An 18,590-nucleotide genomic window follows, 5' to 3' on the forward strand; every position below is an offset into this window, starting at 1 on the left:
ATTATGGTTTAATCACCATCTCTAGCATGAGCTATGATAACATTCTTTGAAAAATAAGGAATGAAACAATGATCATTACAAATACAGATATTTTCAAAATCCCCGTATCGACCTTAAATAAAACTGAAACTATTAATGCGATACATGAATTAGTTAGACGTTATGAAAGAGAAGCCAAAGCTCAATACGTTGCGACACTCAATATGGACTTTCTTGCGAACTGTTTCCACACCTTCAGTCTTAAAGTTAAGAATCAAGAACTCTATGAGACACTCCAAACAGCAGATCTCGTAACAGCAGATGGGATGCCGATTGTTTGTTTAGGAAAAATGAAAAATGCCTCAATGAAAGAGCGTGTGACAGGTGCAGATCTCGTCTTTGATATTGCGAAATATTCGGCTCTTTTGGGACATAAAATATTTTATATTGGTGAGAGTAAAAAACTTTGTAAAAGAGCCCATGTAGCATTAAAAGAGCAATATCCCCGACTTAACGCGGCGGGCTTTGCGAGTCCAATGGTCTCTGATGTGGGAGAGATTTTAGATGATGTTGGCCTCATTGAAAAAATTAATAATTCAGGGGCAAAGATTCTATTACTTGGATTGGGAAACCCCAAACAAGAGATGTTTTTTCGTCGTTATAAAAAAGACTTAAAAATCCCTGTGAGCATAGGTATCGGTGGAAGTTATAATTTTATAAGTGGTCGTGTTTTGCGAGCACCGAAATTGCTCCAGAATATCGGGATGGAGTGGGCTTATCGTCTTTGTAAAGAACCGGGAAAATTATGGAAGCGTTACTTCAGTCAGATTCTGCTTTTAATTTCTTTTATGATTCATGGGCGCTTGAATATCCTAAAATTTTTAGGTTATCATCTCTTCGATTTACAGAAAGGTCAAGAAGTATTGGATGGCTCGATTCGAGTTATGGGTCGCTTAAATGATAAAATGGTGGAGAATATTTATCAATTATTTAATGAGTGTAAATTCACCACGGTAGCTCTCAGTGACTTAACATTAGCAGAGGGACATAGCTTGTGGAAACTTCGAAAAATCTGTCGTATCTACGGCGTTGAACTGATCCAGGCTAAGAAGCACAGAGAGCATCAAAAACCAAGACAATGGTTAAGAAGAAAAACCAAGTCATTGATTACACGTGTTATGTAAAAGGAATATCTGAAATGAATCCATCGAATCACATAAATAAAAAGAATCTGGAGCAAGAAAAAACCTTGAGTTTCAGAAGCTTTAAGAACGCAAGTTCTGTAATTTCTAATTTTGTTGATCCTAACTCTACAGATCAAATTGAATCTGAGGTGATCTCAAACTTCAAATCTGTTGTGGAGCCTAGCCAAACGTCAAAATTAGAAATGCACAGTAAGCATCCTTTTACAGAGAAAGTAGTGAGAGCTTTTAATAAAAAAGATATACTAGCGAATTTTGATTGGAAAAAAATCGCTCATGACTCACGAAAACGTCTTCCTTATTTACTGCTTTTAATTGTTTTGTGCACCTCTGTAGCGACTTACTTTACCCATGAGATGTGGAATGAAAAACAGCGCTTTTTTGCCAGCCATAAGCTTTTATACAAAGAGGTTAAATTTCAAAATAAACAAATCCTCCCAACGAGTACAAGTCTCACCATGATAGAGCATAAAGAGACCTTGAATAAAGCCTTGGACTTACTGCCTACAGTTCAAACGCTAGATGAGCTCAAAGCTGCAGTTGATATTCAATTTGATAATAAAAATAAAATGGTTCGTGTGGAATTTACTCATAGCGATAAAGAACTAGCCATAGAAGCCAGTAATCTTCTAGGTCAATTGGCAGTGGAAGCCAACAAAAAGTTTTATTATGATTACTTTCTAGAGAAGTTTAGCAATCTCTCAAGTCAAGTTTTAATGACTGAACAAAAGATGGCCGTTCAAGATAAGTTGATTGCTGATGCTATGAAAAAAACGGGGGCTTTAAATATTCGCGAGCAATATAGAATTTTAATGGAATCCATTAGTCTTCAGGAACGTAACTTACTTGAGGCTGAGATTGACTACAGCAAACGCAATGTAGAGCTCAAGGTATTAAAAAGTGAATACGCAAAAATGCCTGATGAAGTTGTACGTAACTCCTATGAAGATAATCCCTTAAAAGCTCAATTGACAAACACAAAAATGGCTTTGCTCAGTGCTCAATCAATTTATGGAGAAGGCAATCCTAATGTACAGGCAATTAAAGAAAAAATTTCTGGTCTAAAAACTCAACTCGCATCTCAGGATATACAATCAACTTTGCAAAAAGTTTATATGCCTAATGTGCGTAAGAAGGAAATTTATATGCAGATTGCACAAGCTGATGGTGCACTCGAATCTGCAAAGAATCGCATCGAATCAATTCAGCTCAATATAAAAGAAGGACAACAAAAACTCTATCAAGTCCCTGATAAAGAAATGAAACTCGATGATAGCTTACGCAAAAAAGAAGCTCTTTCAGAACTTTTAGATAATCTTCGTAAAAAACAACAAGATGTAGAAATCATGATGCGGAGTGAAATTAAAGATTTGGTGCCCTATGAATTTGCGGATAGTGCTAGATTGATTAAACCGATGAAACTCTTAGCCGTGCCTCCTTTAGTACTGATTTTTACAATCGGCTTAGCACTCGTATACTTGACTTACAGTTGTGTTTTTGATCAGTCGATAAACACCAAAAAACAAATAAGTATTAACTTCACAATCCCTTGTATCATGCAGCTGGAATCAGGTGAAGATTTTGATGAAGATATTTTTAAAGGTCTCGAAAAAACACTGGATAGCAATACTCATCTGCAGCTAAAAAAGATTGTGAGCATCCAATCTAAAGAAGGTACACATACAGCCTCTCATGCAGCAAAATATTTTGCAGAACGTGGCCAGAAAGTACTTTTTTGCACCTATCAGGATCTTAGTACTGATCAAGAAAGTAAAGCTCATTTGTTAAATGATTATCATGCCGGTGAAGATCAACTAGATAACTTTGTTCAAGAAGGGGATTTTGATCAAGTTTGTTTCTGTGCACAAGATAATGCGATTCCAAAAGAACTGATAGACACGCTACAGCAATTAAGTTTTCATTATGATCGCGTGATTATTGATATCCCTACAACAGAATGCGGCAAAGCTGAGATAGATCTTATTAATTTTGCAGATTGGTTTTTTTGTGTAGTAGATGCCCGTAAAGCCAAAAGAAAAACTTTGGTGAATCGTCTAAAAGATTTCGAATTTAAAGGTGTTTGTCCAGAGGGTTTTATCCTCGATAAAGTTAATTCTTCACTTATACAGGTATAAAAATGAAATTTTTAATTATAGCAATTCTCGTATTCCTCAGTTCTTGTACGACTCACAGGAAGCCTATTAAATTGACTGGCTATCCCAAACTCGAACAGCAAGCCAAAGCTCCTCAAAAAATTATTGACCCCAAGTACTTTTCTCCTTATAAATTAGAAAGAAGTCGCGTGGATGTTGGCGATGAATTAGAGATCTCTGTCTTTGGCCAAGATAATACTCTCAGTTCTGTCACCGTGGCTCCCGATGGCAAAGTTTACTACCTTTATGGTGTAACTGTTCAAGGTGCGGGTTTATTTATAGAAGAGATAGCAGACTCCATTAAAATTAAGCTTAATAAGCTGTTTAATAATCCTGAGGTTTCGATCTTACCACAGAAAGTACACAGTAGTAATTTTTCAATCATCGGTAAGATACGAGCTCCAGGGCAATACAAGCTTTTAAGCTCGCTCACACTTCGTCAAGCGATTAATCAGGCGGGTGGATTGACCGATGGCGTTTTTCGAGGGACTACAGTGAAAGTAGCCTCATTAAAAAAATCTTTCATTATACGTGATGAGAAGAAAATTCCAGTAAATTTTCATGCTCTTATTGAAAAAGGTGACGCGAGTCAAAATGTGTTTATTCATCCAGGTGATTATATTTATATTGCTTCCGGTTTATCTCAAGAAGTCTATATAATGGGTGCAGTGACATCTGCGTATCCTGCCGCTTATAATGATGAAATGACCATCATCAGTCTCCTAGCTTCAAATGGTAGTGGTTTGAAAAAATCAGCTTATATCAAGCAGGTTTTGATTTTACGTGGTGATCTACAGGATCCCGTGGTTTATCAGATTGATCTTGCCGCGGTATTAAATGGCGATGAGCATGATATATATTTACAGCCTGGGGATATCATTTTTGTACCAGAAAAACCGTACAAGTTTCTTGCGGAGCTCACTGAATTAGCCTGCAATGTATTTGCCTCATCTTTTGGTCGTCGTCTTGGGCGAGATTTTTCTGAAGATGTATTAGGCTTGGAGGCAGAGTAATGAAAATCTTATTTATCATAATGTTCATTTTAACAAGTAGTATCTCTGCTAATGAGGCGACTACAGGGCTTGAAACTACTCAAGCATCTAAAGAAAATAATGAAGTTAAGGCACTTAATGAAAAACCTGTAAAAGAATACCTCCTCGGAAATGGTGATGTTATCAAGGTGAGTATTTACGGGATTTTTCGAGCCGAAAGAACTCTCATCATTAATTCTCATGGCTACATTTCATTTTTACTTACTGGTCCAGTGAAAGCTAGCGGTAAATCGATCAATTCTCTACGCGAAGAAATTGAACTTATCATTCGTAAAAAACGTAAACATATCATTATAAGCGTCGTCCCTATTTCATTTAATAGTCAGAGTTACACGATTGGTGGGCAAATAAAATTTCCAGGAAAAAAAGTACTGAATGGCAATGTGAGTATTCTTCAAGCAATTGCCGATGCTGGAGGTTTTAAGAGTGGCGAATTTCGTAACTCTACAGTGGATTTAGCGGATTTACAGCATGCCTTCCTAATGCGTGAAGGTAAGCAGTTAGAGGTTGATTTCACGGCCTTAGTCCTAGAGGGCAAAACGAAATATGATATAAAGCTGCGCAATGGTGATTATCTGCATATTCCTAGTGCTCTTTCCAAAAAAGTTTATACCCTTGGCGAAGTCAATTACCCTAGACAAATTATGTATCTCAATCGTTTAACTCTACTTCAAGCAATTACAGAATCGAGAGGGATCAAGGAATATGCTTCGCCTAATGTAGTGATCATTAGAGGCTCTCTCAGCAATCCAGAAAAATTGATTTTTAACATGAATGATATCCTTCATGGTAAGACAGCCGATGTGCTTCTTAAACCTGGAGACATTGTTTTTGTTCCAGAAGATTCAAGCGCTGATTTACAGCGCTTGGTGAAAGTGGCAATCAGAGCCTTTGTACAAACAGTAGCATCATCGGCAGCAGCTAATGCAATCGACGATAATTATCAAAATAACTAGGAGAAAGTAAATGAAGATATTATTAGCAGGAGTTCCGTTTGGCAGAAACAATATTGGAGATGAAGCCATTTTAGAGGGCATGGTCACCATGCTTAGGTCTATAGAGCCCGCTGTCGAAATATGTGTTAGCACAGACATGCAAAAGGAGACGCGTGATGTCCTAAATGTAGAGACCTGTCCACTCCTAGGTTTTAGTCATGTCGATTATTCAAGAGAAGAAGCAGAAAGCATTATTCAGCAACAGGACCTCTTTATTTGGAGTGGCGCAACGGGGCTCTCGGATTACCCCGATGATGCCATGACTTTAGTCAGTATTTGTCGCAAAGTAAATACACCAGTAGTTATTTTTGGAACGGGGATGAATAGCGAATTAAACCCTGCAAAATTTCAGCTGCAGGCAGGGCGAAAAAAAGATCTCTTTAGGAAGTTAAGTCAGCTTACTTTTGGTACAGTCGATTTCTCGTACATCTATGAAAAAAGAAAGCTTGCCACAATGCTAGCAACAATGAAAGCCAATTTAGCTTATCCGCGTCTCATAGCATTGAGAAATGAAGATAGTCAACAAAACTTGAAGACTCATTGCCCCGGAATAAAATCACAATTAGGTGTAGACCTTGCTTTGGTACTGGATAGTGATGAGAGTGTGTTTGAGCGTTTGGATAAACACACCCAAGAACTCTTAGGGCAAGATAGGAAAAAAATTGGTCTTTGTATTTCGGCTCAACGTCAGCTTAATAATCTTGATGAATTTGCCGCTAGAGTGGATGAATGGATCGTAAAATATGAAGCCAATGTATTTTTAATTGCGATGAATCCAATAACAGATGCGGCACTTATGGAGACGATTAGAAAGCAATTAAGAAATAAGCAAAATTGCACCTTGGTAAAAGCATGTCTTCAGCCCCGAGAAGTTGTAGCACTCAGTGCTCGCATGGATACAGTGATTAGTAGCCGTTTACATCTACTCATTCTTGCGTCAATTAATCACGTTCCACTAATTGGAATTAGTCGTGGTAGTAAAGTTGACACCTTTTTGAAACGTTTTGGTCTCCAATCGTGTGGATCTGTAGAAGCTGTAGACTTAGCAAAGATAGATACTGAACTTAAGAAATTCTTTAATAATCCTTTAGAGTTTAAGCTCAAAAGTAAGAAAGTTCGTGCGCAAATGTTAAATAATCAAAAAGTGGCACTGGATATGCTTCATCATGTTTTACATGAAATAAAGGAGAATATCCATGCCTGTACAGCTTAACAGTGTTTATCACATAGCCCGTCGTTTTGTCCTCGATAAATGGGGCGGAACCGAAGCGGTAGTTTATAACTATTGCAGTGAATTAAATAAGAGAGGAATCACTAATCAAGTTTTCACCACAAATATTTTTGTGATACAGCAGATGAGAATATAAATGGTGTTCGTATTAGTCGTTTTTCTTATGTTTTTCCCTGGCTCTTTCTGAGTAAAGAAGCGAAAGAAAAACTTAAACTCAAGGGTGGTAGCCCGCTCTGTATGCCGATGTTTTTCCGACTCTTATTTGGGAAGAGTCCCTCGATCATACATACACATGTACAACATCGTTTAGGTGGTATTGCGAGAACAGTAGCGAAATTAAAAAAAATCCCCTATGTAGTGAGCCTTCATGGTAATTATTTGACCCTACCGCAATCAGAAGCGACAAAAATGATGAAGCCCTTTAAAGGGAAACTTGAATGGGGAAAAGTTTTTGGCTTTATCTTTGGCGCGCGAAAAACAGTCTCTGATGCCGATGCCGTTATCTGTGTTGATCGCAATGAATATGATAAACTAACAGAACTTTATCCGCACAAGCATATTGTTTATATGCCCAATGGAGTGGAAATTGAAAAATTTGCAGGGCATACGGGCCAAGCCTTTAAAGATAAAATCAATTTAAAGAGTGACGAAGAGTATATACTCTGTTTATCACGTATTGATTTTCAGAAAAATCAGCGACTTTTGATTAAAGCTTTCGCAGAATACAGCAAAAACCATACAAAGCATAAACTACTTATTGTGGGTCCCATTACAGTAGAAGATTATCACCATAAAATTCTGCAGGATATAAGGGATTATAATCTCGAAGATAAAGTCATCATCATACCAGGATTTGAGCCTAACGACCCGATGCTTGCAGAAGCCTATGCAGGAGCTGATTTTTTTGTTCTGCCCTCTCGTCATGAACCCTTTGGTATCGTAATTTTAGAAGCGTGGGCTTCAGGAACACCAGTAATTGCTTCAAGACTACCTGGTATAGAGGCCTTCAGTTCTGACAAGGAAAATATCGTACATTTTGAGAGTGAAGATTCAGCTGATCTTCTCCTTAAAATGAATAGTCTAGATGATGAATCTTTTAAAAATAATATTCAAGTAGCAGCCACTCTAGAGGTCCAAAATTATAGTTGGTCTCATGTGGTTTCGGAACTACAGAATCTTTATCAAATACTGATTGCCGCTAAGGGAGGTCTCAAATGAATATAGCCTTATCATCTTTTGTACTTCAACAAGGTAAAAGCGGGGTTGCTCGCTACATAATAGACTTGGTGAAAGCCATGAATGGGGTCAATAATTTGGAAAACATAAAGTTATTGCTTCCTGAAAATGATAGTCACCTCATTGAACGTGATAGCAATTTATCTTTTAATATTTCAAAAGCTTGTGTAGCTAATCCAGTATTGAATATTTTATGGCACAACACCTATTTACCGATGTCTAATCTACTCAATTCAGTTGATCTCTTGCATGTGCCTAGCTACAGACGAATTCCCTTTGTAAAAAAATGTCCTCTCATTGCAACTGTCCATGACTTAGCCACGTTTAATATTGATGGCAAGTATGATAAAATGAGAATGTTCTATAATCGTAAGATAGTCCCAAGTCTTATTAGACGTTGTGATCGTCTGATCACAGTAAGTGAATTTTCAAAGAATGATATTGTGAAATTCATTGGTTACGATGCCGATAAAATAGATGTCATCTATTCAGGGATAGATCACCAACTTTTTTATCCTCGAAATAAAGATCACGCAAAAGCAATAATCGCTAAAGAATATGGCTTTGAAGCACCTTTTTTCACTTATGTTTCTCGGATTGAACCCAAGGGGAAAAACCATTTTCGACTCTTAGAGGCCTTTGAAAAATTCAAGAAAAGACATCCGAGTGATTACAAACTTTTACTCGTAGGATCTGATTGGAATGGAGCCGAAGCATTTCATAGACGCGTTGCGGACTCTCCCGTTAAAGATGATGTGGTTTTTACTGGCTTTATTGCGAATGAAATGCTACCCATAATTTATTCGGCCGCAGAACTCTGTGTCTATCCGTCATTATTTGAAGGTTTTGGTTTTCCTGTTATCGAAGCTATGGCCTGCGGAGCTCCCGTTATTTGTTCGAATACGAGTTCTTTACGTGAAATCTCAATTGATCGAGTTCCCAACTTTGATCCTTATAATGTGGATGAAATTTACACTTGTATGAGAGATACTATAGGCAAGCAAGATTTTAATCAAGATATTAATAAAAATCTTGCATATGCAAAGACTTTCCGCTGGGAAAATACGGCCCAGAATGTGGTGAGCTCTTATGAAAAATGTTTAGCCAGTATCTAGGAGGGTAGAGCAATGACAGCAAGTTTAAAATCTACGATTAAATTCTATCTGAATTTTGTACCAACATATCTAGCCTTATACAGGCAGGTACTTTATGATTGGCACCGTTTTAAGAAATACTCATCTTATAGCATGTCTATTTTTTTTCTGCAATCCAACGGTCGCGTTAAAACTGCGGAACAACTTTCTGCCTTGGTTCAAGCAGATGCACATAAAATTGAAAAGGCTTTAGCCATTACAAATCCACGTCCAGGATTTGGCGTGGCAGTGGTAAAACGCCTTAGAAAAAACATGCTTGAGTACTACCACCGTTTTAACTTTAATTCACGTCTAGAAATAGCGTATAGTACACTTCTTAAATATATTGATTTCAATAAAAAACAGCAAAGTCTGGATGAAGATCTGGAGCAACTTATTCTACAAATTGAAGAAGAAATTACAGAGCTTAAAATGCTCGATCACAAGGCTGCGGGGCTCATTGAATTTAGTAAAAAAGACTACCATCAAAATAGTAAAAAAGACCTTGAGAACTTTTTTATGGGGCGTTATTCCATTCGTCAATTTTCGGATGAAGAAGTATCCATGGCGCTCTTAAAGAAAGCTGTACAATTAGCAGCGAAAACTCCTAGTGTATGCAATCGCCAGTCCTACCATGCTTTCATATTTCAAGGCCGTGAAAAAGCTCAGAGTGTTCTTTCTTATCAGTTGGGAAATCGGGGTTTTGGAGAACAGGTCGATTCTGTGATTACAGTGACAGCGGATTTATCCTGTTTTTTCTCAGCTACTGAGCGCAATCAAGCTTGGATTGATGGAGGGCTCTATGCAATGAGTCTAATGTATGCCTTACATTCTCTTGGCCTAGGTTGCTGTCCTCTTAACTGGAGTGTTGAGCCCAAAAGAGATTGCGCATTAAAAGATGCTTCGGGAATTTCCCATTCACATTCAATCATTATGATGATTGCCATTGGTCATTTACAAGACAATTTTAAAGTGGCAAAATCTAAACGTAAACCAATGAATGAGCTATGCACTGTGATCGAATCGCCCATTAAAGCAAGCTCCTTATAAGGCCTAAATATAAGGGATAAGACAATTTAGTACTAGAGTATATTTGATTAAACTCAAAAGAGCCGGAACATGATATTTCTCGGCTCTTTTAAAGAATTCTTGAGTTTATTTTAATTCGACCGCAATAGTTTGTGAAGAATTGGTTTGAAGAGATTTCTGTGACCATTGGTCGGCTTTGCCAAGCCCCGCTTTGATGGTGTATTTTCCTTGGGCATATACGGGAGCAGAAAATTCTTTGCCTTGAATACGGCGGGTATAGAGGATCTCACCAGTAGCTTCTTCAATCACTTGGACCACGGGGTTCTCGATATTAAAACTTAGCGTAGGTAAATGACCGACGATTTTACGACCATCATTTTCTTCCATTTGGAAAGAAATGGGCCAGCCGGGGAATTGTACGGAATCACCTTTGCGAACATCGCAAAAACGTGGCCAGCATTCAAAGGTAACCTTGTTATTAGATTTATTGAAACGAACGAGACCATAACCATCGGCGCGAGAAGTTCTGTTGTTGCGCAGTTCACGCATAGTAGCGTACTTGGGATTGGCATAAGCAAGCATGGTGACTTTGTTTCCAAGACCATCGAGGTAATCACCTGTCCAGGGGAGGGGACCATCGATCTTTTCGCCACTACCTGCTTGTTCATTTTCCGGCCACCACCAGCGACCATAAATTGTATTGACGAGAGCCGGGTTAGTGAAGGCGTAGGGACCATCGCGGAAGTTGTCGATACCATGTTGTACAGAAACACCGAGATGTTGATCTCCACAGAGGTGAGTCGCTAGACCACGGCGAATTTCGCGGAGGGCATTATTACGGCCCGTTTGTGGCCAAGCATTAGAATCTAGGTCAGCTAGCAAGCGATTTTTGAGTTTACCGTGCTTGTGAACTGCACCCGTGAAAGCCGTTTGAGAAAGGACAGCTTTCATTTGAGCTCCCGTCCAGTCTTGACTCCATTGATTAAGAAATTTAAGCTGACGGTCACCTAATAGTTTCAAGCCTGGTAAGTCCACGGCTTCGCGATCGTAACTTGGATCATTGATGTGATCTGGACGGGGACCCATTTTTGGAATGGTGCCTTTGGGACCCGTTTTAAATTTACGGTCTTCAATAATGGCAAAATCGATACCACCTACATTGAGATCGGTATAGTAAACGCCAATACCATGTTTGATTGGTGTAGGATCATAGGCATCGGGAAGATTAAAAGTTTGTTGACGTTCCACCATTTTAACGTATGAGCTTGGATAGTAATATCCACCAGAACTACCATCAGTATGATCGGCTACCGTACCGCCATTGCCCCAAAAATTGGCTTGGCCAATATCGTGATCATCAGGAATCATAATAGTGGGGCGATCTTTCATGATTTCGGCAAACTGCACACCAAATTGCAGGAAGGCATAAGTATGTTCTTTATGGTTATAGCTTTGATCCCCAGCAAAAAAGAGTAGGTCGGGATTGTGAACTTTTAGGTTTTTGATGTATTCGGCGCGCTGATAGGGAGTTTCATCATGGGGAGAATTACAGGACATGGAAGCCACGGTAATTTCTTTTTTATCTTTGGGGTCGCTGCGGAAAGTTCCTTCGAAAGTAGAGAGCTCACCAAGTTTAACGCGGTAATCAACAGTTTTTGAACTATCCCAATTTTCGATGCGGAAGTGCGAGTCCCAGCCGGGGTAGAGAACGGGCTGAGTAGCCAGTTTTTTCCACTGACCCTTTTCTTTAATTTCTAAAGTGATTGATTTGGGTTCTTCGGGTAAGAGTGGAAAGCATTGTAACGTGAGTTTGAGAACGCCGTGATCCTGAGCATAAAAAGCAAAGCCAATGGCTTTGGAGCGTTCGCGTTCAGCAATGAACTTTTGATGGATGTTATTCGCTTTCTTTTCCCACCATTTACCCGTGGTAAGAGTTTCGAGGACTTTTGCTCTAGCGGAGTCACCAAAAGGCAAGGGATTATAATCTATACTAGAGGCGGATAAATTGACGGAGCTCAATAAGCTCAGGCTTAAGCCGAGCAGGGACATTTTAAAGTTCATATTTTTCCTTATTATTTTACGATTACCAATAAAGTGGGGCAAAGCCCCTAATCGCCTGGTCAAGGAATGGCAATTCCTTGCTGGGGGAGCTCGAGGGGGACAGCATCCCACTCGTATGCAGAGCATCATGACCTTTATGCTGGTTAATCGTGTATTATTTTAAGTTCACTATAAAAAACGCATGTCAAATGAAAATCCTTACAAAAGAATGGATTTTTTATCTACATAAAGGTATTTGCAGGGTTGAGTTAAATCTTGCGTAGACTTATTCAAAAGTATGTAAAGTTAATCAAGTAGAGTTTAATAGGCCTGTTTTTTGAAGGTCTTTTTTTCGTAGGCTTCCCAAGAATGCTTGGCTCGGCTTTTACCCACGTATTCATATTCATCAAAAATATCGGGATTGGAGCCCATGCGCGGGTCATTGGTCGCCTTGAGTTTCTTACTTAGCTGATTCCATAGTTTATTTTTGATTGAGGCATACTCCGGGTTTGAAGCGAGGTTATGGATGCACTCGGAATCTTGGTCAATACGATAGAGTTCCTCTTTGGCGCGTTTGGCCATGACGAAGTTATAAAATTTATCTTTGCCTTGATTATGAAGTTCTAAAATGAGACTTTTCGTGGGTGAGCTATCGATATTGGTATAGCCAGTTTCAGGATTTCCCGAGGGCCAGCGATCTTCGGCGAAGTTGTGAATATAAAGGAATTTCTCGGTGCGGATAGCACGAACGGGATAGCCTTTGTCACCTTCGCGTCCGAGGTCATGATTTTCGCGACCGACGCAAACAAAGTTTCTTTCGGGTTTAATGAAGCCACTCTTATTAGCGTGGAAAATATCGAGGAAACTTTTGCCACTCATTTCTTTGGGAATCGCAATTCCTGCGGCTTCGAGGAAAGTGGGGGCTAGATCAATATTACTGACGAAGTCTTTGACCACGGCGCCACCTTTGTGGACTTTGCCCCAGCGTGCTACCATGGGTAAGTGAATATCATCATCGTAGATTTGGCCTTTGATGCGCGGGAAAGGAGCGCCATTATCTGAAAAAGCGATAATGAGGGTATTATCCAATTCACCGATCTCTTCTAAGTGTTGGATGATTTGTCCGAGGTGATGGTCGTACCAATTGATTTCTAAGGCGTAGTCAAGAAGATCATTGCGCACATCAGCATGGTCGGGGTAATAAGCAGGGACTTTAACTGAAGCGGGATCCAAGCCAGATTGAGCACCTGAATTTTTTGTGTAGCCGCGATGCGGTTCTTTGGCACCATACCAGAAACAAAAGGGCTGATCGGCTTTTTTAACCTTGAGAAAATCTTTGAAATTGGCCGTGTAATCAATATTGCTGATAGCTTTTGTAGGGCCGACATTTTTAATTTTATTCCAAGCCTGACCCGCAGGATTATTTTTGCGAACATTATTATAGCGTCCGGGCCCCCAGCCTTTGCCAGTATAGCCCACATGATAGCCACTTACTTCTAGAAGATCTGTATAGGGAATTATGTTCTTGGGCCACTGACTCCAGTGAATCGCTGCCTCCTGCATTTCCCAAAAGTTACGTCCGCCGAGAGTTGAAGCTCGAGAGGGCCCACACTTAGGATTGCTCACAAAAGCATTTTGAAAGAGGATTCCTTCTTTTGCGAGACGATCGAGATGAGGTGTTTTCACCCAAGTATCACCAAAGCAAGCAGCATGGGACATATCATCCGCAATCGCGAATAAAATATTGGGACGCTCGCTCGCCATGAGTGAAGAAAAGAGAAAACTGCTTAACAATAAAAACTTGTACATGAAAAATCACCTTTAATGAGGATTAGAAACTGAATTAAGATACGTATCTAAACGTTGAGTATTACAAAGATCTATACAGTTCATATAAAAAGCGTTCGCAGATTTTTATAGATCTTGCGTTTAAAATCAATAAATTGATGTTCTTACTGTTTATGATATGATGGTTTAATTAAACAGGAGCTCAGACGTGAAATTCATATTTACCCTCTTCATTTTCGTATTATTATCCGCATGTACAAGCCTTAGTGAAAACCAGGATTCGCATACAAGCACTGTACTTAATGAGCCGGTATTGATTATTGACGATATCAAATTGCGTGGTGAATTTGAAAAGAAAATGACTACGCTCTTCAAAGAGGGTACGCCTAGCACACATGAAAAACTTCAGCAAGAGCTTTCTCGAAAAACGTGTAAATTGGAACTGCCGTCGGCAGGGATATTAAATCTTACTCCAGCAGAAATTTATCAGCATCGTGTTAAAAGTACGGTGATGGTGGGAGTCCTCTACAATTGTAAAAGTAAGACATGCAAAAAGATCCACAGTAGTATTGCTTCTGGCGTTATTATTCATGAAGATGGTATCGTCGTCACCAATTATCATGTGGTAGATAGTAAACAAACTAATCTCAAAGGCATGGGTGTAATGACTGCTGATGGTCACGCTTTCCTTGTAGATGAGGTCTTAGCGGCAGACAAAGTAAATGATATTGCGATCCTTAAACTTAAAGCCGCATCGGATTTAACGGCAGTACCGATTTCCCGTGATGAGCCTGTGGGTAATTCTGTTACACTTATTACTCATCCTATGGGGAAGTTTTACACCCTGACTCAAGGCTATGTATCACGGTACCATGTGGGAAAGGATAAGCGTTGCATAATGAATATCACCGCGGATTATGCAAAAGGTTCCAGTGGAGGTCCTGTTTTCAATAATCGTGGTGATCTGATCGGTCTCGTTTCGAGTACCTTTTCAATTGCGTATACCAATGTACCGTTGGTCACTGATGGTGAAACTAAATCCTTGGCAATGAAGAGTGGAAATGATAAAAAGCAGGCAATGTATAATGGTCGCCCAGTAATACTGGGGCTAAACCATCAGATGACCGTAAAGAATACAGTACCCTCACGTGCAATTCTTAAGCTAATTGAGAAGTAAGTAAGGGAGTGCCTTATCAGGCACATGATCGTTGAATTATTTCTTCGGGCTTTTGATTGATTGCTGTAAATATTTATCGAGTGGTACGAGTAGATTTTTCGCTTCAGAAAATTCATCTGAGAGGGCTTGGGCTCCTTTGATCATATCGACCGAGAGGCCGCGGGTCGTACTTATATTTGTTTTCGCTTGGTTTTGAGGTGAAGAATCGAGGGTGACGGACTGTAAAAGTAAGGCGAGCCCAGCAATTTTATTTTCTTTCACACCATCACCACGGATATAGAGCATACCTAGATTGCCGATAGCCCAAGCATCCCCTTGCACGGAGGCTTTACGATACCATTCATTGGCTTTGGCAAAGTCAACTTTAGTACCACGACCATTTTCAAACATTAAGCCCAAATTGAATTGATCACATACTTCACTATTCCCACGCCGTGTGTAACTGAGAATATTCAACAACTAATGCTTCCCTTTGATAATGACCTTTAGGCTCGTGCGGAAGTGAGCTGTTATGAGGAGTCCAGTGCGGTAGTACCGCACGCTGGGATCTGTGAGTGGGTAGTCGGGAGACCGGCTGTCCTACCTCGATAAAAAAAATACATTTAAAAAGAAATCTATTGTAGTTCAATACTCCCGTTGTACTATTTTCTACATACAAATTATTAGGAGGGTTTTTTATGCGGTGGATATTGATATTTATATGTGGATTGGCTTATTCACAGGAATTACCTGTTCTGTTTAAAGTTAAGGGGTATTTAACATATGGTTATAAAATCAACGATGAATGGGTTTTAAAACCAAAATCATTTGAATTAGCAACTAAATTCTTCCAAGAAGGATATGCGATTATTAAAGAGGAAGGTTCATATAAAGATTATGTTTTTATAGATAGTAAATGTGATGTGCTCATTAGAGCTCGAGAAATTTTTTGCGTAGCACCTCATAAATATATATGTAAAGTTAAAAAGAGTGATGATGACGATGACTATAGTTTTTTTCTTTATGATGCAAAAAGACAAAATCAACTAGGTGAACAATATCGTGCTATGGAAGTGATGGGACCAAATCATATAGCTATCTCTACAAATGATTTAAATAAAGGTAAAGATGTCGTTGGCCGTACTACCATAATTACTCCTAATAGACGACAGACAATTACTCATGTGGACAGTGATCGAAAATTCCTTAAATATAATGCCATTATTGATTTTTCAGGAAACCGACTCTTTAAAGAGTATGGAAGAATATCAATGCATGCATTTGAAAAGGGAATTGCAAAAATTTTTTGTGATGATGGAATAAGTTATATAAACGAACAAAACGAGTTTTTAACTCCATTTTTCAAGGGTTTTCGATATTATATGCAACTCAATAGAATTTTTCCTTGTGTTCAAAAAGGTAAATGGGGCCTTAAATATCCTTCGGGTAAATTCGCACTCAAGCCCATCTACGATAAACTAGAAGCATCGGGTAGTAATGGAGAAATGATACTTCATAAAAATGGGCTTAAAGGTATATATGATTTAAACAAAGGTAAGCTTATAGTACCTGCTAAGTACAAATACGCCAGTATTGGAAGTATTGATAAAGGTGTTACTGCTGAAGGTAGAGTAGATGTGTATTTTGATAACGGAAAGATCGTTAGATTACCTAAGGGGAATATGGCAACGGCAACGCAAGGGGAAAATATGGTCTATTTTTCCACTGATAATGATATACAATTTATGGATGATAATGGTAAAGTTTTTCTGCGTTTCCAAAAAAAGAAATATACTTGGACATCTATAGATTTAGTAAAAGATGGTTTTATTATTGACTTCAAAGATTCCAAAAATCCTAAAAATAATACTAAGACTTTTTATAGCAATAAAAATAAAAAATTATGCAGTAACTATAGCAAAATCAGCGATTTTATTAATGGACGCGCTGTTGTTACGTATAAGGATAAAAAAGGTAAGCCTTATTATAGGATAGTTAAAGATACTGGAGGGTTTTTAAATAAATATACCTTTGAAGAGGTTTTTTGTTTATCAAAATTACATAAAGATAACTTACTTGGGCTAAAATATAAAGGTAAATATGGCGTTCTAAATACCTTAGATGGAAAGTGGCTTGTGAAACCAATTATGTCTGGTCTTATGATTGACAACAGTATGACTTATTATTATGATTTAATTGGATTTTGGTACAAAAATACTTACTGTTTGTTTAATACAGATGGAAAATTCATCTATAAAGGACCCTTTGTAAAAACGGTTGAACAATCATTCGAAAATCCTTCAAATTTCTCCGGGAAAAAAGATGAAAAATTTCGAATTATTTTAACTGATGAGCAAGGGAAATTCGCAATTTTAAAAAACAATGGGCAAATTATTGTTCCATTTCTTAAAATTTCAAAATTTAATGTTGTTGAATATGTTAGGCTAGGTAAGGAAGATACACCTTCTACAGCAGCTGAATTTAGACATTACTTAGGGCGCCCATTAATTGATAAGTATGGCGCGGTTGAACAAAAAGATGGAACATTTTTAAAAACTGAGAAGTACCCGTTTAAATTTAAACACGGTGTATCAGTCTTTGCCACTCATGTAACTGATAATATAGGTGGTAAGTATATGAGAAAAAAGGGAGAATGGACATCTAAAGACAATAAAACTCTGTATATAGATTTTGATTCATTATTTGGGGTTATGAAGATTAATGGAGAGATTCTAATTGAACCCAAATATAAATACATAAAATACCTAAAAAAAGATGTCTTTGAATTGAGGATGGATTCAAAAGAGCAACTAATAAATATAACAACTAAAAAAAGCCTAAATTTGTTAGATTATGAATCAATAACATGCGATGAAGAAGATGGAGTTCTAAGATATAATTATATGGGCCATAATTCCTTTATTAATGAGGATTTTGAGGTGGAACCAGGGTATAATGATGTGCAAAATTATTCTAATAAGTATCAAATTGATTATAAGTGGTATTATAACTTCAATCGTGAAGAGAGGTCATTTGTCATTAATTCTGATGGAAAAACAATTCTTCCATATTATCCAACAACAGACTGCAGTATAGGTGTATCGATGGGCACGGAGAGATCTTTTCCAAATGTGAACAATGATGATTATAGAAAAGAATACTCTGTATTATTTAAAAATGAAAAATATAAAGGCTATCATAAGTATACAGAACCAGAATTCACAGATCATCCTATGCAATTACGACGCAGCGTCGGTGATACTACAACAAACACATCTATGCCTCCAACATTCCTTTTTAAAAGTCTCTAATATCATGTTTGTGTTTCTTTAAGAGATATAAAGCCGATATAGCTCCAAATAAGGGCTAAAAGCATATCTGATATAGGATATCCCACTTAAGCTTGTGTACCTGAAAAAGCTTCGGGAAACTCTTCAAGATTTTACCTGTCCCCGTTTAAAATCTAACTCTGTGGAGAAAAGAGTTTTTCCTGAGTGATGAGCCGCGTTATTATGGCATTTACTACAGTCGCCACTTTCAAATCAAACAGTCGTTTGACATTCTCAATAGATGTTTATGTTATAAGCAATTAACAG

At 38.2% G+C, this 18,590-nt stretch carries 14 protein-coding genes; 11 read left to right on the top strand and 3 right to left on the bottom strand.

The annotated features are described in order from the left end of the window. Positions 1-68 precede the first annotated feature (68 nt). From PQO03_RS11965 to PQO03_RS12005, 9 genes are all read left to right on the top strand, one after another. The gene (locus tag PQO03_RS11965; protein ID WP_274153426.1) at positions 69-1,163 is read left to right on the top strand and encodes a WecB/TagA/CpsF family glycosyltransferase; all 1,095 of its coding nucleotides are present in this window, start codon (positions 69-71) and stop codon (positions 1,161-1,163) included. A 14-nt stretch (positions 1,164-1,177) separates the two neighbouring features. Beyond that, positions 1,178-3,316 carry a hypothetical protein gene (locus PQO03_RS11970; RefSeq protein ID WP_274153427.1) on the top strand — a complete coding sequence of 713 codons (2,139 nt, stop codon included), beginning with the start codon at positions 1,178-1,180 and terminating at the stop codon, positions 3,314-3,316. 2 nt (positions 3,317-3,318) lie between these two features. After that, the gene (locus PQO03_RS11975; protein ID WP_274153428.1) at positions 3,319-4,347 is read left to right on the top strand and encodes a polysaccharide biosynthesis/export family protein; all 1,029 of its coding nucleotides are present in this window, start codon (positions 3,319-3,321) and stop codon (positions 4,345-4,347) included. Then, the gene (locus PQO03_RS11980; RefSeq protein ID WP_274153429.1) at positions 4,347-5,342 is read left to right on the top strand and encodes a polysaccharide biosynthesis/export family protein; all 996 of its coding nucleotides are present in this window, start codon (positions 4,347-4,349) and stop codon (positions 5,340-5,342) included. The genes PQO03_RS11975 and PQO03_RS11980 overlap by 1 nt, the downstream gene beginning before the upstream one ends. Before the next feature lie 10 nt (positions 5,343-5,352). After that, positions 5,353-6,594, top strand: coding sequence for a polysaccharide pyruvyl transferase family protein (locus PQO03_RS11985; protein ID WP_274153430.1), 1,242 nt, complete (start codon positions 5,353-5,355; stop codon positions 6,592-6,594). Then, positions 6,578-6,748 carry a hypothetical protein gene (locus tag PQO03_RS11990; protein WP_274153431.1) on the top strand — a complete coding sequence of 57 codons (171 nt, stop codon included), beginning with the start codon at positions 6,578-6,580 and terminating at the stop codon, positions 6,746-6,748. The genes PQO03_RS11985 and PQO03_RS11990 overlap by 17 nt, the downstream gene beginning before the upstream one ends. 101 nt (positions 6,749-6,849) lie before the next feature. Continuing rightward, positions 6,850-7,830, top strand: coding sequence for a glycosyltransferase family 4 protein (locus tag PQO03_RS11995; protein ID WP_274153432.1), 981 nt, complete (start codon positions 6,850-6,852; stop codon positions 7,828-7,830). After that, a complete protein-coding gene (locus PQO03_RS12000) occupies positions 7,827-8,963 on the top strand; it encodes a glycosyltransferase family 4 protein (RefSeq protein ID WP_274153433.1) in 1,137 nt (378 codons plus the stop codon). Before PQO03_RS11995 ends, PQO03_RS12000 begins: the two co-directional genes overlap by 4 nt. A 12-nt stretch (positions 8,964-8,975) precedes the next feature. Then, positions 8,976-10,031 carry a nitroreductase family protein gene (locus PQO03_RS12005; RefSeq protein ID WP_274153434.1) on the top strand — a complete coding sequence of 352 codons (1,056 nt, stop codon included), beginning with the start codon at positions 8,976-8,978 and terminating at the stop codon, positions 10,029-10,031. A gap of 105 nt (positions 10,032-10,136) precedes the next feature. Here the strand turns inward: PQO03_RS12005 and PQO03_RS12010 are convergent, their stop codons facing one another. Next, positions 10,137-12,071 (bottom strand): metallophosphoesterase family protein, encoded by a 1,935-nt coding sequence (locus tag PQO03_RS12010; RefSeq protein WP_274153435.1) that lies wholly within the window; start codon positions 12,069-12,071, stop codon positions 10,137-10,139. A 300-nt stretch (positions 12,072-12,371) separates the two neighbouring features. Next, positions 12,372-13,859 (bottom strand): sulfatase family protein, encoded by a 1,488-nt coding sequence (locus tag PQO03_RS12015; protein WP_274153436.1) that lies wholly within the window; start codon positions 13,857-13,859, stop codon positions 12,372-12,374. 187 nt (positions 13,860-14,046) lie between these two features. Here PQO03_RS12015 and PQO03_RS12020 point away from each other — a divergent pair, with 187 nt between their 5' ends. Next, a complete protein-coding gene (locus tag PQO03_RS12020) occupies positions 14,047-15,015 on the top strand; it encodes a S1C family serine protease (protein WP_274153437.1) in 969 nt (322 codons plus the stop codon). A 36-nt stretch (positions 15,016-15,051) separates the two neighbouring features. On the opposite strand, the gene PQO03_RS12025 is transcribed toward PQO03_RS12020, so the two are convergent. Further along, complete coding sequence (locus PQO03_RS12025) at positions 15,052-15,474, bottom strand: tetratricopeptide repeat protein (protein WP_274153438.1); 423 nt, start codon at positions 15,472-15,474, stop codon at positions 15,052-15,054. Between the two features lie 218 nt (positions 15,475-15,692). Between PQO03_RS12025 and PQO03_RS12030 the strand changes: the two genes are divergently transcribed. Further along, a complete protein-coding gene (locus PQO03_RS12030; protein WP_274153439.1) occupies positions 15,693-18,305 on the top strand; it encodes a WG repeat-containing protein in 2,613 nt (870 codons plus the stop codon). Positions 18,306-18,590: the final 285 nt, after the last annotated feature.

The organism is Lentisphaera profundi, assembly GCF_028728065.1.
GTDB lineage: Bacteria > Verrucomicrobiota > Lentisphaeria > Lentisphaerales > Lentisphaeraceae > Lentisphaera > Lentisphaera profundi.